This window comes from Dechloromonas aromatica RCB, from assembly GCF_000012425.1.
Genome location: NC_007298.1, coordinates 1,545,557 through 1,570,881 on the forward strand (window position 1 = coordinate 1,545,557; position 25,325 = coordinate 1,570,881).

General features: G+C 59.8%; 28 protein-coding genes. 14 read left to right on the forward strand and 14 right to left on the reverse strand.

The window, feature by feature from the left end:
• Positions 1-230 precede the first annotated feature (230 nt).
• Positions 231-1,076 (forward strand): NAD(+)--dinitrogen-reductase ADP-D-ribosyltransferase, encoded by an 846-nt coding sequence (locus DARO_RS07340; protein WP_497463039.1) that lies wholly within the window; start codon positions 231-233, stop codon positions 1,074-1,076.
• 20 nt (positions 1,077-1,096) lie between these two features.
• Here DARO_RS07340 and DARO_RS07345 read toward each other — a convergent pair whose 3' ends face one another.
• On the reverse strand, positions 1,097-1,633 hold the full coding sequence (locus DARO_RS07345; RefSeq protein WP_011287175.1) for a DUF2242 domain-containing protein: 537 nt from the start codon (positions 1,631-1,633) through the stop codon (positions 1,097-1,099).
• Positions 1,634-1,825: 192 nt separating this feature from the next.
• Here DARO_RS07345 and DARO_RS07350 point away from each other — a divergent pair, with 192 nt between their 5' ends.
• Genes DARO_RS07350 through DARO_RS07375 form a run of 6 tightly spaced genes read left to right on the forward strand, consistent with a single transcriptional unit; the run spans position 1,826 to position 6,140 of the window.
• Positions 1,826-2,662 (forward strand): SIR2 family protein, encoded by an 837-nt coding sequence (locus tag DARO_RS07350; RefSeq protein WP_011287176.1) that lies wholly within the window; start codon positions 1,826-1,828, stop codon positions 2,660-2,662.
• A 36-nt stretch (positions 2,663-2,698) separates the two neighbouring features.
• On the forward strand, positions 2,699-3,256 hold the full coding sequence (locus tag DARO_RS07355; RefSeq protein WP_011287177.1) for a hypothetical protein: 558 nt from the start codon (positions 2,699-2,701) through the stop codon (positions 3,254-3,256).
• Positions 3,256-3,633, forward strand: a complete 378-nt coding sequence (locus tag DARO_RS07360; RefSeq protein WP_011287178.1) for a hemerythrin family protein — start codon at positions 3,256-3,258, stop codon at positions 3,631-3,633. Before DARO_RS07355 ends, DARO_RS07360 begins: the two co-directional genes overlap by 1 nt.
• A gap of 4 nt (positions 3,634-3,637) precedes the next feature.
• On the forward strand, positions 3,638-4,006 hold the full coding sequence (locus tag DARO_RS07365; protein ID WP_011287179.1) for a Rieske 2Fe-2S domain-containing protein: 369 nt from the start codon (positions 3,638-3,640) through the stop codon (positions 4,004-4,006).
• The gene (locus tag DARO_RS07370) at positions 4,003-5,679 is read left to right on the forward strand and encodes a nitroreductase family protein (protein ID WP_011287180.1); all 1,677 of its coding nucleotides are present in this window, start codon (positions 4,003-4,005) and stop codon (positions 5,677-5,679) included. The genes DARO_RS07365 and DARO_RS07370 overlap by 4 nt, the downstream gene beginning before the upstream one ends.
• Positions 5,680-5,681: 2 nt before the next feature.
• Positions 5,682-6,140: an ankyrin repeat domain-containing protein gene (locus DARO_RS07375; RefSeq protein ID WP_011287181.1), complete on the forward strand. Its 459-nt coding sequence runs from the start codon at positions 5,682-5,684 to the stop codon at positions 6,138-6,140.
• On the opposite strand, the gene ureG is transcribed toward DARO_RS07375, so the two are convergent.
• The 7 genes from ureG to DARO_RS07410 are packed head-to-tail and all read right to left on the reverse strand — an operon-like array spanning position 6,115 to position 11,136.
• Positions 6,115-6,720 carry an urease accessory protein UreG gene (gene ureG / locus DARO_RS07380; protein WP_011287182.1) on the reverse strand — a complete coding sequence of 202 codons (606 nt, stop codon included), beginning with the start codon at positions 6,718-6,720 and terminating at the stop codon, positions 6,115-6,117. The genes DARO_RS07375 and ureG overlap by 26 nt on opposite strands.
• 4 nt (positions 6,721-6,724) lie before the next feature.
• Positions 6,725-7,411: an urease accessory protein UreF gene (locus tag DARO_RS07385; protein ID WP_011287183.1), complete on the reverse strand. Its 687-nt coding sequence runs from the start codon at positions 7,409-7,411 to the stop codon at positions 6,725-6,727.
• Complete coding sequence (gene ureE / locus DARO_RS07390; RefSeq protein ID WP_011287184.1) at positions 7,408-7,935, reverse strand: urease accessory protein UreE; 528 nt, start codon at positions 7,933-7,935, stop codon at positions 7,408-7,410. Before ureE ends, DARO_RS07385 begins: the two co-directional genes overlap by 4 nt.
• A 1-nt stretch (position 7,936) precedes the next feature.
• Complete coding sequence (gene ureC, locus DARO_RS07395) at positions 7,937-9,643, reverse strand: urease subunit alpha (RefSeq protein ID WP_041224272.1); 1,707 nt, start codon at positions 9,641-9,643, stop codon at positions 7,937-7,939.
• Positions 9,643-9,948, reverse strand: coding sequence for an urease subunit beta (locus DARO_RS07400; protein ID WP_011287186.1), 306 nt, complete (start codon positions 9,946-9,948; stop codon positions 9,643-9,645). The genes ureC and DARO_RS07400 overlap by 1 nt, the downstream gene beginning before the upstream one ends.
• A gap of 9 nt (positions 9,949-9,957) precedes the next feature.
• The gene (ureA, locus tag DARO_RS07405; protein ID WP_011287187.1) at positions 9,958-10,260 is read right to left on the reverse strand and encodes an urease subunit gamma; all 303 of its coding nucleotides are present in this window, start codon (positions 10,258-10,260) and stop codon (positions 9,958-9,960) included.
• A gap of 9 nt (positions 10,261-10,269) precedes the next feature.
• Positions 10,270-11,136: an urease accessory protein UreD gene (locus DARO_RS07410; RefSeq protein WP_011287188.1), complete on the reverse strand. Its 867-nt coding sequence runs from the start codon at positions 11,134-11,136 to the stop codon at positions 10,270-10,272.
• Positions 11,137-11,428: 292 nt separating this feature from the next.
• On the opposite strand from DARO_RS07410, the gene DARO_RS07415 reads away from it, so the two are divergent.
• The 3 genes from DARO_RS07415 (at position 11,429) to DARO_RS07425 (ending at position 14,057) form a co-directional block, all read left to right on the forward strand.
• Complete coding sequence (locus DARO_RS07415) at positions 11,429-11,857, forward strand: GNAT family N-acetyltransferase (protein WP_011287189.1); 429 nt, start codon at positions 11,429-11,431, stop codon at positions 11,855-11,857.
• Between the two features lie 108 nt (positions 11,858-11,965).
• Complete coding sequence (locus DARO_RS07420) at positions 11,966-12,712, forward strand: class I SAM-dependent methyltransferase (RefSeq protein WP_011287190.1); 747 nt, start codon at positions 11,966-11,968, stop codon at positions 12,710-12,712.
• Positions 12,713-12,896: 184 nt separating this feature from the next.
• Complete coding sequence (locus DARO_RS07425) at positions 12,897-14,057, forward strand: IS30 family transposase (protein ID WP_011287191.1); 1,161 nt, start codon at positions 12,897-12,899, stop codon at positions 14,055-14,057.
• Positions 14,058-14,085: 28 nt separating this feature from the next.
• Here DARO_RS07425 and urtE read toward each other — a convergent pair whose 3' ends face one another.
• From urtE to urtB, 4 genes are read right to left on the reverse strand one after another with little or no spacing between them, the layout of a single operon-like run.
• A complete protein-coding gene (gene urtE, locus DARO_RS07430) occupies positions 14,086-14,778 on the reverse strand; it encodes an urea ABC transporter ATP-binding subunit UrtE (protein ID WP_011287192.1) in 693 nt (230 codons plus the stop codon).
• Between the two features lie 6 nt (positions 14,779-14,784).
• Entirely contained in the window at positions 14,785-15,558 is a 774-nt protein-coding gene (gene urtD, locus DARO_RS07435) for an urea ABC transporter ATP-binding protein UrtD (protein ID WP_497463062.1), read from the reverse strand.
• A gap of 56 nt (positions 15,559-15,614) precedes the next feature.
• Positions 15,615-16,730 (reverse strand): urea ABC transporter permease subunit UrtC, encoded by a 1,116-nt coding sequence (gene urtC, locus DARO_RS07440; RefSeq protein WP_011287194.1) that lies wholly within the window; start codon positions 16,728-16,730, stop codon positions 15,615-15,617.
• A gap of 9 nt (positions 16,731-16,739) precedes the next feature.
• A complete protein-coding gene (gene urtB / locus DARO_RS07445) occupies positions 16,740-18,317 on the reverse strand; it encodes an urea ABC transporter permease subunit UrtB (protein WP_011287195.1) in 1,578 nt (525 codons plus the stop codon).
• 197 nt (positions 18,318-18,514) lie between these two features.
• On the opposite strand from urtB, the gene DARO_RS07450 reads away from it, so the two are divergent.
• From DARO_RS07450 to DARO_RS21615, 4 genes are all read left to right on the forward strand, one after another.
• Positions 18,515-18,796, forward strand: coding sequence for a DUF6156 family protein (locus DARO_RS07450; RefSeq protein ID WP_041224274.1), 282 nt, complete (start codon positions 18,515-18,517; stop codon positions 18,794-18,796).
• A gap of 49 nt (positions 18,797-18,845) precedes the next feature.
• The gene (locus tag DARO_RS07455; RefSeq protein ID WP_011287197.1) at positions 18,846-19,064 is read left to right on the forward strand and encodes a Nif11-like leader peptide family natural product precursor; all 219 of its coding nucleotides are present in this window, start codon (positions 18,846-18,848) and stop codon (positions 19,062-19,064) included.
• Between the two features lie 486 nt (positions 19,065-19,550).
• The gene (locus DARO_RS07460) at positions 19,551-20,747 is read left to right on the forward strand and encodes an ABC transporter substrate-binding protein (protein ID WP_011287198.1); all 1,197 of its coding nucleotides are present in this window, start codon (positions 19,551-19,553) and stop codon (positions 20,745-20,747) included.
• Positions 20,748-20,758: 11 nt separating this feature from the next.
• Entirely contained in the window at positions 20,759-23,143 is a 2,385-nt protein-coding gene (locus tag DARO_RS21615) for an ATP-binding protein (protein ID WP_011287199.1), read from the forward strand.
• 213 nt (positions 23,144-23,356) lie between these two features.
• On the opposite strand, the gene cynS is transcribed toward DARO_RS21615, so the two are convergent.
• Both cynS and urtA read right to left on the reverse strand, forming a co-directional pair.
• Positions 23,357-23,800, reverse strand: a complete 444-nt coding sequence (gene cynS / locus DARO_RS07470; RefSeq protein ID WP_011287200.1) for a cyanase — start codon at positions 23,798-23,800, stop codon at positions 23,357-23,359.
• A gap of 76 nt (positions 23,801-23,876) precedes the next feature.
• Positions 23,877-25,139 (reverse strand): urea ABC transporter substrate-binding protein, encoded by a 1,263-nt coding sequence (gene urtA / locus DARO_RS07475; RefSeq protein ID WP_011287201.1) that lies wholly within the window; start codon positions 25,137-25,139, stop codon positions 23,877-23,879.
• Positions 25,140-25,325: the final 186 nt, after the last annotated feature.

Here is a 25,325-nt window from a genome sequence, read left to right on the forward strand (position 1 = left end):
ATTTGCGAAGGAATCTTTGAGAGTCGCGTCTCTCCTTCTGCATGTAGCGTGCCAGGTCGACTGGCAGGCCGTAATTGATTGATTATTCAATGAAAATAGAAAATGAGCCGGTGGCGGTCGGAGCGAATACATCCGACAATGTCCCTACGATTTGTAGGGGTGACGACAATGCGTCGAGCCCAGGCGAGACAAAACCGCACTCAGGAGACGACAGTCTCCACTCTGACTCTTTGCGAGGCAGCGGCGGCCTTCTGGCCGGCGCAACTCTCCAAGCGACACTGCCGCGCGAGGCCCGACTGCCGATCAATCGCTGCAACCTGCCGGCCGTTGTGCTCGGTAGCCTGACCTTCCAGCGCTACCCGGCAGAACTGTTGCTCGACGGCGTCGCCGAACTGCACCGCAACCTGTTTCAGCGCCTGGAAGCGGCAGCGCCGGAAGCGCGGGCTGACGTCTTTCGCGACTACCTGACAGTGCATTTCCGGCTGGAGCGCCCCGAGGACATGGGCTTCAGCGGCGACAAGAAAGGTCGGGCCAAGGCCAATTACATCAAGATGATCCGCGGCTGGAGTTTCGATGCCGACAGCCGCGAGGGCGCTGTGCTCAAGGGCTGGGTCGAATCGCGCTTCGGCCTGACGCCGCGCTACCATGGCCAGCCGCTGCGCGATCCATCAGGCAGCGCCTACCGGCGCTATCAGGAAATGCGGGCGCAGGGCTTGTATGGCACCAATGCCATCGAGGCCCAGCTGGATCTGGTTTACACCTTCTGTCAGTTCGAACTGGCCCGGCGTCATCATGGTGCTCGCCATGTCACGCTCTATCGCGGCGTCAACCGCCTGGCCGATCACGAAGTGCTGGAAAGCCGGGGCAAGGGGCAACACGTGGTGCTGCTCAATAATCTCAATTCTTTTACCTGCAGTCGCGACCGCGCCTGCGAGTTTGGCGACTACATTCTCGCGGTCGACATTCCGCTGACCAAGATTTTCTTCCATTGCGGCCTGTTACCGGGCGTCTTGCAGGGCGAGGATGAATTTCTGGTCATCGGCGGGGTGGCCGAGGTGAGCTTGTCGACCTTGTGAAACCGTAGCGGCTGCCTGCGTCAGGCGTCCAGCGACTTGATCAGGTCGAATAAGCGTTTGTAAAAGTCGGCCGCCGTAATGGTTTCCTCGCCAACCTTGACGAGCGTGTCCTTGTCGACGGCCCAGGGCAGCGACACAGAGCCGAGCGCAGAAACGCTGACGCCCGCATTGGTCCCTTTCGACTTCATTTCATACTGGGTTTCAAGGGCATTGGCGTAAATCACCGTGCCCAGGCTGCTGGGAAGGCAAACCAGCGTAATGGTCAGCGTGTTGGCTTCATCGGGCTTGGGTCTGAAATATTTCTCGCCACGAATGCTGCGGGGCTTCGCATCATCGATCTGATAGCCCTGGCTGAGCAGGGCGCGCTTGGCAATTTCACAGGCGTTATCAGGTTCCCGGCTGCTGTAATACTGGAATGGCGTTTCGCTTGGGAAGGTTTCCGACTGATAGGAGCGAGGGCCTTTGGTTGTGCCGCAACTGCTCAGCAGCAAGCCCGCCAATGCGGCAAGCGCCATCGTGCGGCAGAAGCGAGAGAGGGAGATAAAGGCGACTTTCATTGCTGCGTATTTTAAGTAGTTTGCTCGTCAGCTGCATCAGCGCAATCGACCAAATGTATTTCCCGGTGGCAGGTCTTTGTTGCAAAGATGACAATCCCAAATTGGGACGCCTGAAGACCCGCGCCACTGCGTGCATTGCTGTCGGGCGTGGAATTTGCTCAAAAGGCTTACCCCTCTTACCGAGCAAACAAAATGACCCCAGAACTGCGCGAAAAACTGCTGGCCGGCCTCAAGGACGGCAGCATCGTTCCCTATCTTGGCCCCGGCGTGCTGGCTGATGTGAAAAATGCGGCGACTGGTGCGCCGATTCCGGCCGACAGCGATTCGCTGATCTACGCGATGAATGATGGCAAGCCGATGGCGGCCAAGCTGATGTACGAATTTCCGCGCGCCGCGATGAATGTCGAGCTGAAACGCGGCCGCAGCGCGGTCACCAAGTTCCTCAACCGTACTTATGGCGAAACGGCCTGGACGCGCGGTGCCGTACACGACTGGATCAAGGCGATTGCGCCGCACTACGTCATCGATATCAACCGCGACACGCAGTTGCAGGACTCCTACGCCGACCTGCCGCACAACCTGATCGTCGGCATAGCCCGTCTGGGGGGTACCGATTTTCGCTACAAGCTGTATTTCTGGGATGGCGTTGCCTACCAGAAGACCGAGGTGATCAACCCGGCCCTGCCCATTCTCTACAAACCGATGGGTACCCCGAAGCCGGAAGCCAACTACATCGCCTCCGATGCGGATTACGTCGATTTCATTACCGAGCTGATGGGCGGCTTCTCGATCCCGCCGGTGGTCAAGGAACTGCGCAAGGGCAAGCAATACCTGCTGATGGGCCTGCGCCTGAACCGCGATACCGAGCGCATGGTGATGTCCGACATTATCTACGCCGCCGCCGAGCCGGCCGGCTGGGTGCTGATCCAGAACCCGACCGACAAGGAACGCCGCTTCTGCAAGAAACAGAAGCTCGAACTGATTGAAGCCGACGTCTTCGATCTGATCGGCGCCGCAGTTGCCGCCTGATGCCGCCAAATTAATTCAATCCACCAAGGAAGCAACATGTCGCTTGATCGTTACGAATCCCTTTTCTTCAATGCCAATTTCAAGGAAGCCGCCAGCGACGGCGGGCTCGTCGCCTATCGGGGCGAACTAATCCTGCAGGAAGGTGAAGTGGCCGATGCCAATGGTCGCCGCAAGCCGCCGACAGAAGTGCTCAAGCAGGCTGTCCTGCTCGGTGATGCAGCGGGGCTGAAGCTGATTTCCGGCTCGCTGGACGAACTGCAGCAGTTTCCGTTCGTGCTTGAGAAGTTCGGCGCCGAATTCAACGCCGGGACGATTGCCGTTTTCTTCACGGTCAATATTCCCAATGCCTTCTCGACCATCGCCAATGGTGCGACGGTCGCCTTCATTCCGTTGGTTCAGGGCATGGTCTGGAACGAACTGGCCGATCTGGTCGCGCTGGACAAGGGCGATTTCAAGGGACTGAGCGCCGCCGACAAGGTAGCCACGGTCTATAACGCCCTCAAATCCTACAAGTTCAAGTCGGCCACCATGAGCCTCGACGATGCGATGAAAACCACCAATAACGCCAAGCGCGAAACGCACGGGGCGATTTGATGGTTTGGGATGAAACCCGCCATGCGCTGGGGGTGCCGGAAATGGATGGCACCCACCGGGAATTCGTCGAGTTGGCTTATGCCTTGCTCGTTGCGTCCGACGAGGAATTCCCGGCGCTTTTCGTCCGCCTGCACGAACATACCCGGCAGCATTTCGAGCACGAAGGCAAGCTGATGAAAGCCTGCCGTTTCCCGGCCATCGGCGAGCACAACAGCGAGCACCTGCGCGTGTTGGGCGAATTGGCCCATTTTTCCCGCGGCGTGGCCGCTGGCCGACTGGGCATGGCCCGCAATTACGTCAGGGCCTTGCCCGAGTGGTTTGCCACCCATCTCGCCACCATGGATTCGGCGTTGGCGGGGTGCCTGAAGAAGGGATGATGGAGTGGAGCGTTACGCGCCGAAGTTTGCCGTCTGTCCGAGTGGTGAGCTGGCCAATGGCCAGCACCGCAAGCTGAGCCTGGTTTTCGAGGGGCGGGAAGAGGAGTTTCTTCTCCTGCGCTTCGAAGGCGTGGTCTATGCCTACCTCAACCGCTGCGTGCACATGCCACGCCGCCTTGATTGCGAGGAGGCTCAGGTATTCGACTACTCCGGGCGCTACCTGCGCTGCTCGATGCACGGCATCGTCTACACGCCGCAAACCGGTGCCTCGGTCAGCACCATGTGCGAAGGCGAACAACTGAGCGCCGTGGCTGTCTACGAGAGCGACGGGGAGGTCGGCATTGCCGATTTCCGGGTCACCGCCTGTCGTTGAACACTCAGCCAGAAAGCCCCCGAATCGTGCCGGATACCCCGCAAGACATCGTTCGCGCCTACCACGCGCGGACCAAACACCGCTTCGACGCCTACGCCGAAGGCCCCGGCCAGCTGGACTGGGACGCACAGCCAGCCGCCTTTCGCCACTATCCCGGGGCGCCGCAACTTGAACTGCCGCTGACGGCTGACCGTTACGAGCGCTGCTTCGCTCAACTGCCGGCCCAGCCTGATTGTCCGATTACTCCCGACCTGAACAGCCTCGGTGCGCTGCTCGAACTCTCCTTTGGCCTCTCTGCCTGGAAAAGCTGGGGCCCGAACCGCTGGGCCCTGCGCTGCAATCCGTCGTCCGGCAACCTGCATCCGGTTGAAGCCTATGTGCTGAGCGCCGGTTTGCCAGGCGTTGGCGACGGCCTGCATCACTACGACCCCGAAGATCACGCCCTCGAAGGGCGCGCGCTACGTGGCCCGGTGGCGGGTGAGGCGTGGCTGGCCGTTGGCCTGTCCAGCATCATGTGGCGCGAAGCGTGGAAATATGGCGAACGCGCCTTTCGCTACTGCCAGCTTGATGTTGGTCACGCCATTGGCGCCCTGGCTTATGCTGCCGCGCTGCTCGGCTGGGAAGTGGTGCCGCTCGCCATCGATGGCAAAACCTTGGGCCACAACCTCGGGCTGGACCGGGCGGACGATTTCCCGTCGTCGCGCTACGCCTTTACCGAAACCGAAGAGCCGGAACTCTTGCTCGCCATCCGTGCCCCCGGCCTGAGCATGCCGCCCACCGCGGAATTGCTGGTCGAATGGCTGAACGCCGCTGATTGGCAAGGAAAGCCCAGCCGCATCGATCCATCGCCCGGCTATCGCTGGCCGGCCATCGATCAGGTTGCTGCCGCCAGCCGGGAGGGGATGGTCCGCGCTCAGGGAAGCATGGGTTTTGCACCATTGCCGCCACTTGGCCCCCATCCGAACCCGGTCGGAGCCGCACAGATCATTCGCCAGCGCCGTAGCGGCCAGCGTTTCGACCCGCGCTACAGCTTGTCCAAACCCGCCTTCTACCGGATGCTCGATGCCGTGCTGCCTCGGCCGCAGAGCCCGTGGCTGGCTCAGCAGACCTCACCCCGCATTCATCTACTGCTTTTTGTGCTGCGGGTTGAAGGCCTGGCGAGCGGTCTCTATCTGCTGCCGCGTTCTCCGGCTGCGGCCACGGCCTTGCCGGCCGCGCTGGTCCCGGCCGAGCAGCGCTTCGCCGGCCGTCGTCCGGTTGCCGACTTCGATCCGGAGTGCCCGGCTCACCTTGGCCTGATCCAGCTCGCCGAAATGGGTTTGCAGGAAATGCAACGCCTGGCTCGCTCGCTGTCGTGTCATCAGGACATCGCCTCGACCAGCGCCTTTTCGCTCGGCATGCTCGGCGAATTCGAGGCGGCCACCGCAGATGCTCACGGGTACCGCGAACTATTGCGCGAAGCCGGGCTGGTCGGGCAGGTGCTTTATCTTGAAGCCGAAGCGGCCGGGGTGCGCGGCACCGGCATTGGTTGCTTCTTCGACGATCCGGTACATCAAGTGGCCGGACTGAGCGGCCAGCGCTACCAGAGCGTCTATCACTTTACGGTCGGGACGCCGATTACCGACGAGCGTATCGAAACCGGCCCGCCTTATCCCCAACGCCAAAAGGAATAATCATGAGCCCCCAACTCGCCGCATTTCTTGCCGACTATCGCTTTCCCGCCGACAACATCGATGCGCTGCAGGCCGATGGCCGTTTTACGCCGCTGATGCGGGCGGCCAAGCTGGGGCGGCTCGATATTGTCGATGAACTGCTGGCACTGGGTGTGAATCTCGACGTGCTCAATGCCGATGGCTGCAATGCCCTGTGGCTGGCCTGCTACAACGGCAGCCATGCGGTGATCGAGCGCCTGATTGCGGCCGGCATCAACATCGACCAGCAAAACGGCAATGGCGCCAGTTGCCTGATGTACGTGTCGTCCAACAGCAAACCGGATCTGGTCAAGCTGCTGCTGGAAAAAGGGGCGAACCCGACCCTGAAGAACTTTGACGACTTCAGTGCCCTGGACCTTGCGGCCTCGCTCGAGTGCCTGAACCTGATGCGACCGGCTAGAGCATCCCTTTCTCGCGGATGAATTCGATGATGGTCTCCAGGCCGTGGCCAGTCTTCAGATTGGTAAAGACAAAAGGCCGCTCGCCACGCTGAACCTTGGCGTCGTGCGCCATGACTTCCAGTGAGGCGCCAACCATTGGTGCCAGATCGATCTTGTTGATGACCAGCAGGTCGGACTTGGTGATGCCTGGCCCGCCCTTGCGCGGGATCTTCTCGCCAGCGGCGACGTCGATCACATAGATGGTCAGGTCTGACAGCTCGGGCGAGAAAGTGGCGGCCAGATTGTCGCCGCCGGATTCGACGAGGATCAGTTCGACAGCGGGGAAAGCGCGTTGCAGGCGGTCGATGGCCTCAAGATTGATCGAGGCATCCTCGCGGATGGCCGTGTGCGGGCAGCCGCCGGTTTCAACGCCGATGATGCGCTCCGGCGCGAGCGCCGAGTGATTGACCAGAAACTTGGCATCCTCGGCGGTGTAGATATCGTTGGTGACGACAGCCATGTCGATTTGCTCGCGCAGGGCTTGGCAGAGGGCGAGGGTGAGGGCAGTCTTGCCGGACCCGACCGGGCCGCCGATACCGACGCGGAGTGCTTGTTTGCTCATGATTTTACGATCTGAAGAGACGTGAATATTGGGTTTCGTGGCGGGCGCAGGCGATGGCGAAGGCCGGCGTGAAGTTGGACCACCGGGATTTCGGCAGGGTGTTGGCGTTTGCTGCCGCCTCAGGAATCCGGCTGCCAAGTTCGGCCAGCAGGCGTTGCCCGGAGGCCTGCCCAAGTGGTACAGCTTTCAGTGCGGCCATCACCTGATTTTCGGCCCATGACCACAGGTAGGCGGTGACTGCGGCTTCCGGTTCGATCTGCCAGGCGGCTGCGATCCCCGACCAGACGGTGGGAAAGGCCACTTCTGCTTGGGTTTCGACCAGTGTGGCGACTGCGGCCAGCGTGTCATCGCGCAAATCGCGCAGCAAGCGGCGCATGGAAAAGCCCATCTGGACGGTTTCGGCGCGCAGTTCGGCCGATTCCCGGCTGGCCAGGAATTCGGCATTGAGGCATTCAATCTCGTCGACATCGCCGGCCGACCATGCCGTCATTAGCGCGGCAACCATAGGCGCTTCGTAACAGCCGATGCCGTGGTGCATCAGATCGGCAATCCAGCGGCCTGCGCTCGCCTCGTCGCGGATAACACCCGATTCAACCGCCCATTCCAGTCCCTGCGAATAGGTGTAGGCGCCAACCGGCAGCGTCGGGCTGGCCAGTTGCAGCAGACGGGCAAGTTGGAGGCAGGTTTTCAACGCGGCTTGAACTCGTGAATTTTCGGTACGGACCGATGTGGGCCGTGGCCGGGGTTGTGCAGGTCGGTAGCGGATTCGTCGCCGTGGTGGTGGCCGCCACCATACGCACCGGATTCAGGCTGGAACGGCGCTTCAGCGTCGCTGACCGAACAGCCCAGCCCACGCACCATCTCGGCCAGCACATGGTCGGTCTGAAAGCGCAGCTTGCCGCCGTTTTCGGTGGGCAGGATCTGAACCGGCACGTGGCGGTTGCCGAGATGGTAGGCGGCACGCGCAAACAATAGCGGACTGTCGGCGATGGCCTCGATCAGTTTCTCCGGGGCCGCGAGAATTTCGACGACGGCGCTGCCGTCCTCGGCTGCGAGCTTGTCGCCGCCATGCAGGTGGTCGCCGCGTTCGAGGAAGATGCCGGCTTCGGCGCCGGAGGCCAGCGTGACCTTCAGGCGGCTGCGTTTGCGTTCGTCGTAGGCGAGGGCGACCGAGTCGGTAGCGAGTTGTTGGGTGCGTTGGTTCAGGATCAGCATGTCAGAACAGGAAGTAGCGTTGGGCTAGCGGCAGTTCGGTGGCCGGTTCGCAGACGAGATGCACGCCGTCGGCCTTGACCACGTAGGTTTCGGGATCGACGGTGATTTCCGGCGTCGCGCCGTTGTGCACCATGTCGGCCTTGGTCAGCGTGCGCGTGCCGGAGACGGCGACCAGTGGCTTGCTCAAGCCCAACGCGGCAATGGCCGGATTGTTCAGGGCCGCCTGCGAAATGAAGGTGACCGAGGTTTTCAGCGCCTTGCCGAAGCTGCCGAACATTGGCCGGTAATGCACCGGCTGCGGCGTCGGGATCGAGGCGTTGGGATCGCCCATCGCGGCGGCGGCGATCATGCCGCCCTTCAGGATCAGGCTCGGCTTGACGCCGAAGAAGGCCGGCTTCCAAAGCACCAGATCGGCCAGCTTGCCGACTTCGACGGAGCCGACGGTGTGGGCGATGCCGTGGGTCAGCGCCGGGTTGATGGTGTATTTGGCGATGTAGCGCTTGACCCGGAAGTTGTCGTTGCGGGCGCTGTCTTCCGGCAAGGCGCCGCGCTGCAGCTTCATCTTGTGCGCCGCCTGCCAGGTGCGGATGATGACCTCGCCGACCCGGCCCATGGCCTGCGAGTCGGACGACATCATCGAGAAGGCGCCAAGGTCGTGCAGGATGTCTTCGGCGGCGATGGTTTCGCGGCGGATGCGGCTTTCGGCGAAGGCGATGTCCTCGGCGATGCTCGGGTCGAGGTGGTGGCAAACCATCAGCATGTCGAGATGCTCGTCGATGGTGTTCACCGTGTAGGGCATGGTTGGGTTGGTCGAGCTAGGCAGGACATTGGGCAGCCCAGCGGCCTTGATGATGTCCGGCGCATGGCCGCCGCCGGCGCCTTCGGTGTGGAAGGTGTGGATGGTGCGGCCCTTGAAGGCGCCCAGCGTCGCTTCGACGAAGCCCGATTCGTTGAGCGTGTCGGAGTGGATGGCGACCTGCACGTCCATTTCGTCGGCCACCGTCAGGCAGCAGTCGATGGCGGCCGGCGTCGTGCCCCAGTCTTCATGCAGCTTCAAACCCATGACGCCGGCTTCGACCTGCTCGCGCAGGGCTTCCGGCAGGCTGGCGTTGCCCTTGCCGAGGAAGCCGAGGTTCATCGGGAAGGCGTCGGCCGCCTCCAGCATGCGGTGGATATGCCACGGCCCCGGCGTGCAGGTGGTGGCGAAGGTGCCGGTCGCCGGCCCGGTGCCGCCACCGATCATGGTCGTGACACCGGAATACAGCGCCTCGTCGATCTGCTGCGGGCAGATGAAATGGATGTGGCTGTCGATGCCGCCGGCCGTGACGATCATGCCTTCGCCGGCGATGACTTCAGTGCCGGGGCCGATGACAATGGTGACGCCCGGCTGGATGTCCGGGTTGCCGGCCTTGCCGATGGCAGCGATGCGGCCTTCCTTCAAGCCGATGTCGGCCTTGACGATGCCGGTCACGGCATCGACGATCAGGGCATTGGTGATGACCGTGTCGACCGTTTCGGCCGAGAGGCGCTGGCCCTGGCCCATGCCGTCGCGGATGACCTTGCCGCCGCCGAATTTCACTTCCTCGCCGTAGATCGTGTAGTCCTTCTCGACTTCGATGATCAGCTCGGTGTCTGCCAGGCGCATGCGGTCGCCGGTCGTGGGGCCGAACATTTCGGCATAGGCCTGACGGGTAATCTTGTTTGCCATCATAGTGCTCCCTGAACGAGGCCGCGGAAGCCATAGACCTTGCGGTCACCGGCCAGCGCGACCAGTTGCACGGTCCGCGTCTGGCCCGGCTCGAAGCGCACGGCGGTGCCGGCAGCGATGTCGAGGCGGAAGCCGCGCGCCGCCTCGCGGTCGAAGCTCAGCCCGGCGTTGGTTTCGTAGAAATGATAGTGCGAGCCGACCTGGATCGGGCGGTCGCCGGTGTTGGCGACGACCAGCGTAATCGTCGGCCGGCCGGCGTTCAGTTCGAGTTCGCCGGGTTCGGCGAGGAGTTCTCCGGGGATCATGTCAGCGCCTCAAACGATGGGGTTATGCACGGTGACCAGCTTGGTGCCGTCCGGGAAGGTGGCTTCGACCTGGATTTCCGGAATCAGCTCGGCGATGCCGTCCATCACGTCGGCGCGGGTCAAAATCTGTGTGCCGGCGTGCATCAGTTCGGCGACGGTCTTGCCTTCGCGGGCGCCTTCCATGATGGCGCAGGTGATCAGCGCCACGGCTTCCGGGTAATTCAGCTTCAGGCCCTTGGCCTGGCGCCGCTCGGCGAGCAGGCCGGCGGTGAAGATCAGCAACTTGTCTTTCTCGCGGGGTGTCAGTTCCATGAAGACTCCTCAGGTATTCCAGATTCGGGGGATGACGGCCGGTCGACCGCAGCAGGCCGGGCGCAGGATGGTCCAAAGTTCCGCGAACCACAAACGGGCGGCTTCGCTGCTGTTGCCGAGGTAACGGGCGATTAGTACGCCAGGCAAGGCGCTCAGGCCATGCTGGGCGCCATCGGCGGGGACGATCTTGCGGCACGCTTCGAGCAGCGCGCTCGCTTGCATCGGCCATTCCGGGAAGGCGCACAGCAAGGTGCCGCACACCGTGGCACCGGCCCAGCCGGCGGGGCTAATCAGCATCGGGTCGCTGCCATCGAAGCCACCGCGCTCAATCCAGATCGGCCGCTGGTCTCTATTAACCTGGAGAAACAGGTCGAACCGACCCTTTTCGAAACGCTCGCCCGCCGCCACGCGGCCAAGGCACAGAATGTCCCAGCCGATATAGCGGCTGTCGGCTGCGAGATCGACCTGCGTTTCCATCCGCGCCCGCGCACCATCGAACACGATGGTTTCCTGCGGCAACCATTCCAGCGTCGCCCCTTCGCCGACCGTGAAAGCAACGCGCTGTGAGGCTTCCGCGCCGCCGCTGCGATACCACTTGCCAGCGCCCGGTGTGGTCAGTTGGGCATGGGAACCTTCACCAACCTCGGCCGAAATCGCCAGATGATCGCCACCGGCAATGCCGGATGGCGGGTGCAGCACAATGGTCTGACAGACTGCTTCGCCTTCGGGGTACAGCGCCTTCTGCACACGCAACGGCCCGCGGTGCCGGTTTTCGCGCAGCACTGTCCGTTCGCCGGCACGGGCGAAGCCAAGATGCAGCTCTGCATGCCAGCTCGGTGAATGCTCAGGCTGCGATATTGGAAGGCGGGAGGTCATGGCCGGATTATCCGGGAAAGCCAAGTTGGCGGGGAATACGCAGGAATACGCAGAGCGAATTTAGCCCGCTCTCGGCCACAACCAGCCTTTCAAGATATGCCGCCATTGCGGCCATTCGTCTAAATGTTCTTGCAACCTGCATACCCAATGCTCAACGGTCCGTACTATCATTGCATATGCGGACAGCCTGCTGGAGCCTACCCTCAATGAATCAAGCGGTTACTTTGAATTGCCATGTTCACCGATTATCAATATGCGGACCGGTGGGTCCGTTGAATAACAGTTATGTTCTATGAGTGACCTGCGCCTACTACTTGCATCCACAGACGCTGAGCATTGCTTTGCCCAAGAACTTACCAAGCAGAACATGGAACAGCTGAGCAAGCGCCATTGGGGTGAATGGCGCTCGGATGTTCTGTCCGCCCACTATCCCGCCTGGATTAATTTCCTGATAAGCGAAGGCTCTGAACCGATTGGATATGTTGGCGTAGAACAAAAAGGTGAAGCCCTTTCTCTTCACAACTTGCAAATCCAAGACAAGTACAGAAACCACGGTATCGGAGAATGGGCGCTTCGCGAAATCGCGCACCAATTCCCGTCATGTAAATCGATAGAAGGCAGCGTTTTCAAAGATAACCGGGCCGTTTCATTTTTCAAGAGACAAGGGTTTGACGTTATTGGGGAGGACGAGCATTGTTTAACCATTCAGAAACGAACATAACCCGGCAGTCCACACGGACGCTACGCGATAAAGCTGCGCAGCGCTGGTGACTTCAACGTTAGGCCGTAACCGAATCAATTCACGCAAGTAAAGAAGAAATTTTCCGAAATGGATATCCCACGTATTTTCAACATCACTGAAAGTGCTCACCGCATCCACAACCCGTTTACTCCCGAAAAGTTTGCCACTCTCGGTGCCGCACTGCGTCTGGAATCGGGGACCCGAGTGCTCGACCTCGGCAGCGGTTCGGGAGAGATGCTTTGTACTTGGGCACGCGATCACGGCATCATCGGCACCGGCATCGACATGAGCCAGTTGTTCTCCGAACAAGCGGAACGCCGTGCCGTAGAGCTAGGTGTTGCCGATCGAGTCAAGTTCATCCATGGCGATGCGGCGGGCTATGTCTCTGACGAGAAGGTCGGCTTGGCAGCTTGTGTCGGTGCCACCTGGATCGCCGGGGGTGTAGCCGGCACTATCAAGCTTCTGGCGCAGAGCCTGGGCTCTGGAGGGATCATCCTTATCGGCGAGCCGTTCTGGCGGCAGTTGCCACCGACGGAAGAGGTTGCCAAGGGATGCCTTGCCCACTCAATCACTGACTTTCTCATGCTTCCGGAACTACTCGCGTCTTTCGGCCGTCTTGGCTACGACGTTGTTGAAATGGTTCTGGCTGACCAAAACGGCTGGGACAGATACGAAGCGGCCAAATGGCTTACTATGCGCCGATGGCTTGAAGCCAACGCCGATGACGAGTTGGCCAACGAGGTTCGAGCCCAACTGACCTCGGAACCCGAGCGCTACGCTGCTTGCACGCGTGAATACTTGGGCTGGGGTGTGTTCGCGCTGATGCCACGGTGAGCTTCGCATCTTGATCGGCCTAACCCATCATTCCACTGGACCTGCGCGAAAAGCAGCGCAGGCCGGTGAATTCAAACGTTCCTGAACGACCGCTTTCCTAACAGGCCTATGTCCGCAATGGGCTGCGGATTCAACCGGTGGATGCAACACACTAGAAACTGCGTGAGCAGAAGGAGTGTTGCCAATGAAGCAGAGACCCCGAATCTATTACACGGATAGCCAGAAGGCGCTGATGTGGGAACGCTGGCGCAAGGGCGATTCGCTTCAAAAAATCGCCCAGTTATTTGATCGAAACCACTCATCGGTTCAGGGAGTCCTGGCCGAGACAGGTGGCATTCCACCGGCACCCCGATGTCGCTCGAAACGTTCGCTCACGCTTGCTGAACGGGAGGAGATTTCCCGAGGCTTGGTGGCGGGGCTTTCAATCCGTGTGCTTGCTGCGCAATTGGGACGAGCACCGTCCACCGTCAGTCGTGAAGTCAAACGTAATGGTGGCCGTGAATGCTACCGAGCAACTCAGGCCGACCAGGCAACCTGGACTCGGGCGCTTCGCCCCAAGCCTTGCAAACTGACTGAGAACCCTGGGCTGGCGCATATAGTGGCGAACAAGCTGCAGTCGCTGTGGTCACCAGAACAGATTGCTGGCTGGCTCAAGCGGACCAACCCAGACAATGCGAGCAATCAGGTGTCACACGAGACAATCTATCGCACCCTCTATATTCAAACCCGAGGCGCTCTGAAGAAAGAGTTGTTGGCGTATTTGCGGCGGACGCGAGCCATGCGCCGCTCTCGCCATCACACACAAAAGACTGCCGATCACGGCCGAATCGTCGATGCTGTGTCAATCAGCGAACGGCCGGCCACGGCTGATGATCGAGCGGTGCCGGGGCACTGGGAAGGGGATCTGCTGTGCGGCAGCAAGAACAGTCAGATTGCAACGCTCGTCGAACGTCAGTCGCGCTACCTGATGCTGGTCAAGCTCTCCGGCAAAGACACCGGGACCGTCACCAACGCCCTGATCAAAAACGCTCGTAAGTTGCCGCAAGACCTTTACAAATCGCTCACCTGGGACCGGGGCAAGGAAATGGCTGGCCATAAGCGATTCACGCTGGCGACGGATATTCAAGTCTATTTCTGCGATCCCCATCACCCTTGGCAACGTGGAACGAATGAGAATACAAATGGCCTGTTGCGCCAGTATTTCCCAAAGGGAATTGACCTGTCCCCCTATTCGCAAGCGAAGCTGAGTGCCATTGCCCGAAAACTGAATGAGCGCCCACGGAAAACACTAAACTACGAAACACCGGCACAACGTTTTTACCAAACCGTTGCATCCACCGGTTGAATCCGCAGCACGAAGCAGCCATCAGAAATCAAACAGCCAACGCCTCTCTAACCCCATCCTGCGGCATCGTCTCACCCCGGCCGCGCATGATGAATTCGCCGCGTTCCATCAGCAGGTACTGGTCGGCCAGCGATTCGGCGAAGTCGTAGTACTGCTCGACCAGTAGAATCGCCATTTCACCGGTTTCGGCCAGCATGCGGATGGCGCGTTCGATGTCCTTGATGATGGAGGGCTGGATGCCTTCGGTCGGTTCGTCGAGGATCAGCAGTTTCGGCCCCATGGCCAGGGCGCGGCCGATGGCGAGCTGTTGTTGCTGGCCGCCGGAGAGGTCGCCGCCGCGGCGGTGCATCATCTGCTTGAGCACCGGGAACATGTCGAAGATGCGTTGCGGGATGGGTGTGCTGCCGGGCTTGGTGGCGAGGCCCATCAGCAGGTTTTCCTCGACCGTCAGGCGCGGGAAGATCTCGCGGCCTTGCGGCACGAAGCCGATGCCGGCCTTGACGCGTTCGTGCGGCGGCAGGTGGGTGATGTCCTTGCCGTCGAAGGTGATGCTGCCGGATTTGGTCTTGAGCAGACCCATCAGCGACTTGAGCAGGGTCGTCTTGCCGACGCCATTGCGGCCAAGCAGGGTGGTGACTTCGCCTGTCTTCACTTCGAAGCTGAGGCCACGCAGGATGTGGCTGCCGCCGTAGGCCTGGTTGAGGTTTTCAATGGTGAGCATGGTTTCTTAACGTCCCAGATAAACTTCAATGACGCGATGGTCATTCTGTACGGTGGCGAGATTGCCTTCGGCCAGCACCGAGCCTTCGTGCAGCACGGTGACCAGACCGCCGAGTTTCTCGACGAAGGCCATGTCGTGTTCGACGACAACCAGTGAATGCTTGCCAGCCAGCGAGACGAACAGTTCGGCCGTGCGCATCGTTTCGTCGTCGGTCATGCCGGCGACCGGCTCGTCGAGCAGCAGCAGCTTGGGTTCCTGCATGAGCAGCATGCCGATCTCCAGCCATTGTTTCTGGCCGTGCGAAAGTAGCCCGGCCTGGCGGTCGGCTTCGCCGTCGAGGCGGATCAGGCGCAGGGTTTCGGCGATCTTGTCGCGCTCGTCGCCGGCCAGCCAGGCCATCAGACTTTTCCAGACGCGCTTGTCGGTCTTCATGGCCAGCTCGAGGTTTTCGAAGACCGTGTGCTGCTCGAAGATGGTCGGTTTCTGGAACTTGCGGCCGATGCCGACGTGGGCGATTTCCGGTTCGGTCAGGCGGGTCAGGTCGATGGACTGGCCGAAGTAGGCCTTGCCCGAATCGGGTCGCGTCTTGCCGGTGATGACGTCCATCATGGTCGTCTTGCCGGCACCGTTGGGACCGATGATGCAGCGCAGCTCGCCAGCGTTGATTTCGAGATTGAGGTTGTTGAGCGCCTTGAAGCCGTCGAAGCTGACGGTGATGTCTTCGAGATAGAGCGCGACGCCGTGCGACAGATCGAGTTCGCCGGTGACGAAGTGGCCCATCTGGTCGGCGCCGTCGCTGCCTTCCGGGCGGTCGTCCTCAAAAATATTGACGGTATTCAGCATGCTGCGTCTCCTTTCTTCGCCATCAGTTTCTTCCACAGGCCGACCAGGCCTTGCGGCAGCATCAGCGTGACGACGATGAACAGGAGGCCGAGGAAGAACAGCCAGTATTCCGGGAAGCTGACGGTGAACCAGCTCTTGGCGAGATTGACCACGAAGGCGCCGATGATCGGGCCGATCAGTGTGCCGCGCCCGCCGACTGCCACCCAGATGGCGATCTCGATGGAGTTGCCTGGGCTCATTTCGGACGGGTTGATGATGCCCACCTGCGGCACGTAGAGTGCGCCGGCGATGCCGCACAGTACGGCCGAGATGACCCAGATGGTCAGCTTGTACCAGAGCGGGTTGTAGCCGATGAACATGACGCGGCTTTCGGCGTCACGGATGGCGGTGAGCACGCGGCCGAACTTGGATTTGACCAGCCAGGCGGCGAAGACCAGCGTTACGGCGAGCATCACGGCGGTCAGGCCGAATAGCACGAGCCGGGTTTCCGACGAGGTGACGCTGTAGCCCAGCACGCGCTTGAAGTCGGTAAAGCCGTTGTTGCCGCCGAAACCGGTTTCGTTGCGGAAGAAGAGCAGCATGGCGGCGTAGGTCAGCGCCTGGGTGATGATCGAGAAATAGACGCCCTTGATGCGCGAGCGGAAGGCGAAGTAGCCGAAGACGAAGGCAACGACGGCCGGTACGGCCATGACCAGGAAGGCCACCCAGCCGAAGCTGTCGCTGCCGACCCAAAACCACGGTAGCTCCTTCCAGTCGAGGAAGACCATGAAGTCCGGCAGGTCGGCGCCGTAGCTGCCGTCGCGGCCGATCTGGCGCATCAGGTACATGCCGAATGCGTAGCCGCCGAGCGCGAAGAACAGGCCGTGGCCGAGCGACAGGATGCCGCCGTAGCCCCAGATCAGGTCCATCGCCACGGCCACCAGCGCGTAGCACATGATCTTGCCGATCAGCGTGATGGCGTAGGTCGAGACGTGCAGGGCGCTGTCTTCCGGGAAGTTGAGATGGAGCACCGGGATGACGACCAACGCGAGGGCGAGGAAGAAACCCAGCGCCTGCCAGCTTTTCTTGTCCAGTGAGGACAGGATACGAAGGGTGAGAGATTTGCGCATGGTTCAGCCTTACTCGACGAAGCGGCCCTTGAGGGCGAAGATGCCCTGCGGGCGCTTCTGGATGAAGATGATGATGCAGACGAGGATGCTGATCTTGGCGATGACCGCCCCGGCCCAGCCTTCGAGCAGTTTTGAGAAGATGCCCAGACCGAGCGCCGCCCAGACCGCACCGGCGAGTTGCCCGACGCCGCCGACGACGACGACCATGAAGGAATCGACGATGTAGCCCTGGCCCATGTCCGGCCCGACGTTGGAGATTTGGGAGAGCGCGACGCCGCCCAGCCCGGCGATGCCGGCGCCCAGCGCGAAGGCCATGGTGTCGATGCGTGAGGTCGGTACGCCGACACAACCCGCCATCGGGCGGTTTTGCGTCACGGCGCGGACGAACATGCCGAGCCGGGTCTTGTTCATCAGCACCCAGACAAGGAAGAGCACGAACATCGCAAAGCCGACAATGATGATGCGGTTCCACGGCAGGATCAGGTTGGGCATGATTTCGATACCGCCCGACATCCAGCTCGGGTTCGAGACTTCGACGTTCTGTGCGCCGAACAGCACGCGCGCCGACTGGATCAGGACCAGCGACAGGCCCCAGGTGGCGAGCAGGGTTTCCAGCGTGCGGCCGTAGAGCCAGCGGATGACCGTGCGTTCCATGACGACGCCGACCAGCGCGGCGGCGAAGAAGGCGACCGGGATGGCCGCCGGCAGATACCAGTCGATGGCGTCCGGGAAGTAGGCGCGGAACAGCGTCTGCATGCCGTAGGTGGCGTAGGCGCCGACCATCAGCAGCTCGCCGTGCGCCATGTTGATAATGCCCATGACGCCGTAGGTAATGGCTAGGCCGAGCGCGCCGAGGAGCAGGATGCTGCCGAGCGACAGACCGGAAAAGGCGCGGCCGACGTTTTCTGCAATGGCCAGCCGGCCGTCGATCGCCTTCAACGCGGCGATCGCTTCGTAGCGCACCTTGTCGTCCGGCTCGCCAGCCTTTTCGGTCAGCGGCAGCAGGACGCTCTTGATGGTGGGCGAGGAGGTTTCGGCTAGCGCCTTGACGGCGGCCAGGCGGGCGGCCGAGTCGGCGTTGCCGAGATTGGCCTGGGCGTAAGCGAGGGTGAGCAGAGCCTTGATCTGGGCGTCGGTTTCCTTTTCCAGCGCCCGCGCCAGCAGCGGCCCCATTTCCGGTGTCACCTGGCTTTGCAGCTTCTGGGCCGAGGCGAGGCGGACCGTGGCATCGGCATCGAACAACTTCAGCGCGGCCAGCGCGCTGGCCAGTTCGCCGCGGATGCGGTTATTGACCGTCGGCGACTCGGGGTTGGCCGGCATCTTGAGCGCTTCGCCGGTCGCGCCGTCGAAGGCCTTGTCGCCATCGATGATGACGACCTTGTCGCCGGCCAGAAACAGGCTGTCGTCGGCCATCGCCTTGAGGACGCGCACGGCATCCGGGTCGGCGGTTTGCGTCAGTTGGCGGATGGCCGCCACCTTGTCGCTGGAGTCCTCGGCGGCCAGCTGGCGCACCTGCGCCGGGTCGAGCGCCGCTTGCGCCGACAGGCTGCCGAGGCTGAGCAATAAAGCAATTAAAGTTTTTTTCATCAATGGTCCGTCCGCAATTTGTGCAGTGCAGCGACAGATTACGGGGCGGGCCGGGGATCAGAAATACGATGAATTGCGTAGTGGGGGCAAGGGAAGGGGAGTTAGCCGGGGGCGCCTTGGTCCTGAATTTGCTAACTCAGTCTCTAACCCGCTTTTTTGCTGGTTTTTGTGGTCAATCCGACAATCCTGAGCCTGCCATGACCCCCACCGATCATACGATCCGCTATTTCACGAGCTACAGCGGGGCTCGCCTGCCACTCAATCTGGTTGGCGAACTCGCCGCGGATGACATGCGCAACCGCAATACCTTTTACCGTGGCGCCTTCGATGATGGCGGACGCTTAAGGCGCTGCGAAAAGGTGGTTTATGGCGAGATCGAGGTTTGTCACGACTACCACTACCACCCGGATGGTCGCCTGGCTCAGGCGGTCATCCAGAACGGCAGTGACGATCCGGAGACGCTCGACTACCCGGCCTGATCGGCTCGCCGAAACAAATGTTCACTTCGTTTTAACTCAAGGAGAAATCATGTCCGTTGCACCGATCAAGGCCTTTTCAGAAAAAGCCAAGGCCGATCCCGAGCTGGGCGCCCAGTTGAAGGCTTGCCAGAAGATCAAGGAACTCCGCGCTCTGGCGCAGGCACAAGGTTTCGAGATTGAAGAAAACTCGCTTTACCCACCCAATAATCCGCAATTCACCGAAGACCAGTTGTCGGAGCGCCTGATCAAGGCACTGCTGCGGGTGTAGGGTGATCTGCGGAGGCATCCGGGTTGCCTAAGCGCGATGCCTCCGCCAATATTGAGTAGATCTTGTAGGGACGTAGCTTGGCGCTCCTGTTTGACAATAGCGCTTACCCTTATTTCCATCGATATCAATTAGAAGTAGGCTACAAACCGCCATCCAATCGGCAAGAAATCACTCGGCCAGGATGATTGGAAAACCTTGCCGAAGTTAAGTTGATGGCCTCCTCAGGCAGCAGGCTAGCCGAAGCGTCAAATCGACCGAATTGCCACGCCCGACCACTCCGTCTTGAAAGCCGTGGCCTCGCGACGCACAAAATTCCGGGGGGCTTCAACGCGTTCAGCGATCCAGGCTAAGCTTTCCGATATGCTCTGATTTCATTCCAGTTTGCTATATTGTGACCATGTTTTAATTATGGTTATTTGCGTGAAGCGATCAATGAAGCGGTTTTTGGGATTTTCTCTCCTGTCCCTCGTCCTTCTGGGGGGAGCAATGCCGGGGGTATGCGCTGCGCCAACGGCATCGCCAATTATCATTGCCCATACTGCGCCAACAACCGGGCGATTTTCCTTGCATGCCGAATCCGATCGGCGTGGTGCCGAGATGGCAATCGACGAATTCAATGCGCGGGGCGGTGTCCTGGGCCGGGAAATCGTACTTGTTTCACGCGACCCCGGTCTCGATCCAAAACGTGCAGCCTCGGTTGCCGAGGAGCTCATTACACAGACCAAGGTTGGATTCATCGTGGGAGCGCTTGCTTCTGGCGTTGCTGCGAGCATGTCTGCGGTCTGCCAGAAATACGGTGTGATCTACATCAACACCAATTCATCGGCGCCCTCTGAATCGGTCGAGAACGCCCATCGCACAAAGTTCGCCTTTGACGCTCATGGCGCGAACTTCAACCGGGCGCTCCTGAAGTATGCGCTGGCCAATCGCAAATCAAAGCGGGTCCTGCTGTTGACTGAGGATAATGAATTCGGTCGCAGCAATGCGCTAGCCATGCGCCCCTATATCGCTGAGTATGGGGGGACGGTAGTTGGTGAAGTTGTCACGCTGGAGACGCTACCTGATCCTGTCGAGATCCTGAGAAAAGTGGCCGCTACGCCGGCTGATGTCGTCGCCGTCAGTATCAGTGGTGACAACCAGATCAAGCTGTTTTCACAGATTGATCCGAAGGTACTCGAAAAGCAATTCTGGATCGTTGGCGAGGTGGACTGGGAAGAGCTTTATCCCGCCCCAGGAACGCCACGACCGCTATTCGGTACCACTTGGGCCTGGAATCTGAAAACCCCGGGAACCGCAGACTTCGTCGCGCGTTACCGGAAACGCTATGGCCATACCAAGCTCAACTATCCGGGAGATGTCACTCATGCAGCCTATCTCGCTACAAAGGCGTTGCTCGTCGCTATCGAGCAGGCCGGCAGTACGGATAGCCATGCGGTCATCCAGCAACTCGAAAGCTACAAGGCAACTGCCAAGGAGCGTATGCAGGATGCCGCAGCATTCATGGACCCGAACAGTCACCATGTCCAGCAAAGCATTTACATCGCTCGCTGGAATCCCATTGCTGCTCGGCCTGAACAAGGTATCGAGATAGTTGGGCATATCCCTCCTGAGCAAGTCCGCTATGAACCCGAACGGACAACCCATCTGGAATTGCTGGCAGATACACCACATTACGCAAAATAAAAGGCTACTTCATGTTCAGGCTTGGCTTGATCTCGCGTATCGCATTTCTGGTTATTGGTGTCGAAGTTGCTGCCTTTGGTGTGCTTGGAGCGTTCTATATTGATCGCTTCAATACAGCCCTGGACACGAACATCCATTCGCGTCTTAGCCTTGTCGGCCAAATGATCGCTGGAGACGAACTGGCAGTAAGTGCCATTTCGCGTGTTTCATTTATGAGCGAACTGCTGGGTGCGCCCTATTTGAAGGGAATAGTTGTTGGGGGCAACGGGCGGGTCATCGTATCTACCGATGCCTCTCAACTTGGCCAGGAGGCCAGGAATGTTTCGGATATCGATCCCCGATGGCTGGATGCTTCAGCCGCTGATGAGCAGTTCGTGATCGGTCCGGACAGCCTATGCAGCATCAGGCACATACACGGCGCTGCGAATGGAGCCCCCCCCCTCTACATAACGATAATCACGATCAGTACGGCTGCACTGAATGCACAGAAACGCTCCGTAGCCCTCTGGGGTCAAATCGGTTCGTTGCTTTTTATATTGCTCAGTTCGGCTGCCATCGTGCTGATCGCTCAACACCTCATTACTCGTCGCGTCAAGCTGTCACTCGATGTCCTGAAAAAAGTCGAGGATGGCGCGATCGATGCCCGGATTCCGGTTTCCCTGGAAGATGAACTTGGGCAGCTGCAGCGCGGCATCAATTCGATGACCGCCAAGTTGGGTGAGTTGCTGCGACAGCATCGAGGAAATGCCGATGAACTGAAGAAGCAGAAAGAGCTCCTTCAGTCCGTCATTGAGCACACTCCGCTTCGCGTATTCTGGAAAGACAAGGACTGTCGATATCTGGGCTGCAACAGCCTGTTTGCCCTCGACGCCGGCTTGACCTCACCTGATGAGTTGATTGGCAAGTCCGATTTCGAATTGAGCTGGCGTGAGCAGGCAGAGCTCTACCGGGCCGACGACCAGGCGGTGATGGTTTCTGGCGTCCCGAAAATTGACTTTGAGGAACCACAAACCACGCCAGACGGCCATACCATCTGGCTGAGCACCTCAAAGGTTCCGCTGCACACCGGGGATGATGAAGTAATCGGTGTTCTTGGCATTTATACCGACATTACGGAGCGCAAGAATACCGCTCAGGAATTGGCAAAGCACCGACTCCATCTGGAGCAACTGGTCGAAGAACGGACCGAGGAACTCTTGCTGGCCAAAGACGCCGCCGAAAACGCGAATATGGCGAAGAGTGCCTTCCTTGCCAACATGAGCCATGAAATACGAACTCCCTTGAATGCCATTGCCGGCATGGCTCATTTCATCCGACGCGGCGGGTTGTCACCAAAACAGTCCGAGCAACTCGAAAAACTCGAAGGCGCCAGCACCCATCTCCTGAACATCATCAACGCGATTCTGGAGCTTTCCAAGATTGAAGCCGGCAAATTCGAGATCGAAGAATCTCCGATCAAGGTGGAAAGTATCCTGGGCAACGTGCTTTCATTGCTGCACGATAGAGCAGAGGCCAAGCACATCAAACTGCTCTGCGAAATCGAATTGCTGCCGAAAGACCTGTTGGGCGACGCTACGCGTTTGCAGCAGGCCTTGCTCAATTACACCACCAATGCGGTCAAATTCACGGAAACGGGTAGCGTTACCCTGCGTGTCCATCCAGTTGATGAGAATGCAATTAGCACCGTTTTGCGTTTCGAGGTCCGGGATACGGGCATAGGCATCGCGCCCGAGGTACTGCCAAAACTGTTCTCTGCCTTCGAACAGGCTGACAACAGCACCACGCGAAAATATGGCGGTACAGGCTTGGGGCTGGCTATCACGAAAAAGCTGGCCGAGATGATGGGGGGCGACTCGGGTGCTGAAAGCACGTTAGGACGAGGTAGTACGTTCTGGTTCACGGTCAGGCTCAGGAAAGGCCCGGCTCAGGTTGCCGAAACCCAGTTCTCACCAGTCACCGATGCCGAGATGCAGCTCAAGACGAATTTTGCCGGGCGCCGGATATTGCTGGCGGAGGACGAGCCGATCAATCGAGAGATCACTCTTTCGTTGTTAGAGGACGTGGGTTTGACGGTAGATATTGCTGAAGATGGCATCGAGGCGCTCAAATTGGCAGGCGCCAATAACTATGCACTGGTCCTGATGGACATGCAGATGCCAGGTATGGATGGCCTTGAGGCGACGAGAAGCATTCGCCGTCTGCCGGTATCTGGCGATGTACTCATCCTCGCCATGACGGCCAACGCGTTTGTTGAAGACAAACAGCGATGCCTCGATGCGGGAATGAACGACTTTATTTCCAAGCCGGTCGATCCCAAACTGCTGTTCAATAAGCTCTTGAAATGGCTCAGTCAGGGCTCACCGCGCAGGGAAGATACCCAACTATCCGTCAACTGACTTTCTGGGTGTCGATAATGATTGTGCAGTGAGTGCTCGGTGACTTTCCGCTCTGCTATTCGAGAGCTGCCATTGAATCGGACTCGTCGGCACCAGCAAAAGCCAAAAATGCCATCAGCCAACTAAAGGCCCGATTTCCGCGACCCTGGAAGCAGCTGCGGATCCTGGGGCTTTCCGGAAAATCGGGCGAAATTTCACTCGCTGGGGCGTTGCTCAGTAGGTCTTGTAGGGCAGGAACTTGCCGCTCATGGTGATCCTGACGCGGTCGCCCTTGGGGTCGGCTTCGCGGGTCAGGTCCATGTTGAAGTCGATGGCGCTCATGATGCCGTCGCCGAACTCTTCGTGGATCAGCGACTTGAACGTGGTGCCGTAAACGCTGATCAGTTCATAGAAGCGGTAGATCAGCGGGTCAGTCGGCACGGCGGTGGGCAGCGAACCCTTGTAGGGAACGACCTGCAGTTGCGTGACGGCCTCTTCCGGCAGGTCGAGGGTGGTGCCGATGGCTTTGGCCTGGGCTTCGGTCAGCGTCATCTGGCCGAGCAGGGCGGCGGTGCTCCATTCCTTGCTGTGGCCGACCACTTCGGCCAGTTGGGCCCAGGTCAGTTTCTTTTTGACTTTTTGGGTGACGATCAGATCGGTCACTTCTTCGCGGTTCATGGTGCATTCCTTTCGATTGGCTGGAAAAACGGGGGCCGAGGCCCCCGTTCGTTTGCGACTGACAGACCGATCCGGATCACTTCGCTTCCGGCTCGTCCTTCTTCTTGTCATTGCCGGCGATGTACGGGCTCCACGGCTGGGCCTTGACCGGGCCGGGCGTCTTCCAGACGACATTGAACTGGCCATCGGCCTTCACTTCGCCGATGAACACCGACTTGTGCAGGTGGTGGTTCTTCTCGTCCATCTTCGACAGGATGCCGCTCGGTGCCTTGAAGGTCTGGCCGGCCATGGCGGCGATAACCTTGTCGGTGTCGGTGGACTTGGCCTTCTCGACAGCCTGCTTCCACATGTGGATGCCGATGTAGGTAGCTTCCATCGGGTCATTCGTCACGACCTTGTCGGCATTTGGCAGCTTGGCCTTCTTGGCCCATTCGCGGTACATCTTCACGAACTTGTCGTTTTCCGGATTCTTCAGCGACATGAAGTAGTTCCACGAAGCCAGGTGGCCAACCAGCGGCTTGGTATCGACACCGCGCAGCTCTTCTTCACCGACCGAGAAGGCGACAACCGGCACATCGGTGGCCTTCAGGCCGGCATTGCCCAGTTCCTTGTAGAACGGCACGTTGGAATCGCCGTTGATGGTCGAGACGACGGCGGTCTTCTTGCCTTCGGAAGCGAACTTCTTGATCTTGGCGATGATGGTCTGGTAATCGCTGTGGCCGAACGGCGTGTAGTCTTCCATGATGTCGGCGTCGGCCACGCCTTTGGACTTCAGGAAGGCGCGCAGAATCTTGTTGGTGGTACGCGGATAGACATAGTCGGTGCCGAGCAGCACGAATCGCTTGGCTTCGCCGCCATCCTTACTCATCAAGTATTCGACGGCCGGAATGGCCTGCTGGTTGGGCGCAGCGCCGGTGTAGAAGACGTTTTTTTCCAGTTCTTCGCCCTCGTACTGAACCGGGTAGAAGAGCAGGCCGTTCAGTTCCTTGTAGACCGGCAGCACAGACTTGCGGGACACCGAAGTCCAGCAACCAAAGGTGACGGCAACCTTGTCCTTGGTCAGCAGCTGGCGGGCCTTTTCGGCGAACAGCGGCCAGTTGGAAGCCGGATCGACGACGACCGGCTCGAGCTTCTTGCCGAGTACGCCGCCGGACTTGTTGATTTCCTCGATGGTCATCAGCACGGTTTCCTTGAGCGCGGTCTCGGAAATCGCCATGGTGCCGGACAGGGAGTGCAGTACGCCGACCTTGATGGTATCGGCGGCGTGGGCGGCCATGCCGATGGACGACAGGGCGGCGGCGAGAACGGTTGCCTTGATGAAGTTGCGACGATTGCTCATGGAATCTCCTCGGAGGTTGGGTAATCTGGTCTGCGTTGTTGCAGTGCAGCGCCAGATTACGGCCGGGGTTACCCGCGATAAATACGTTAGATTGCGTAGGGTACGCAGCCCCTTGGTTTGCCAACGGGATTAAAATCTTCGGTATGCCAATTGGCCAAGAACAACAACCGTTTCCAGAAAAGAGAT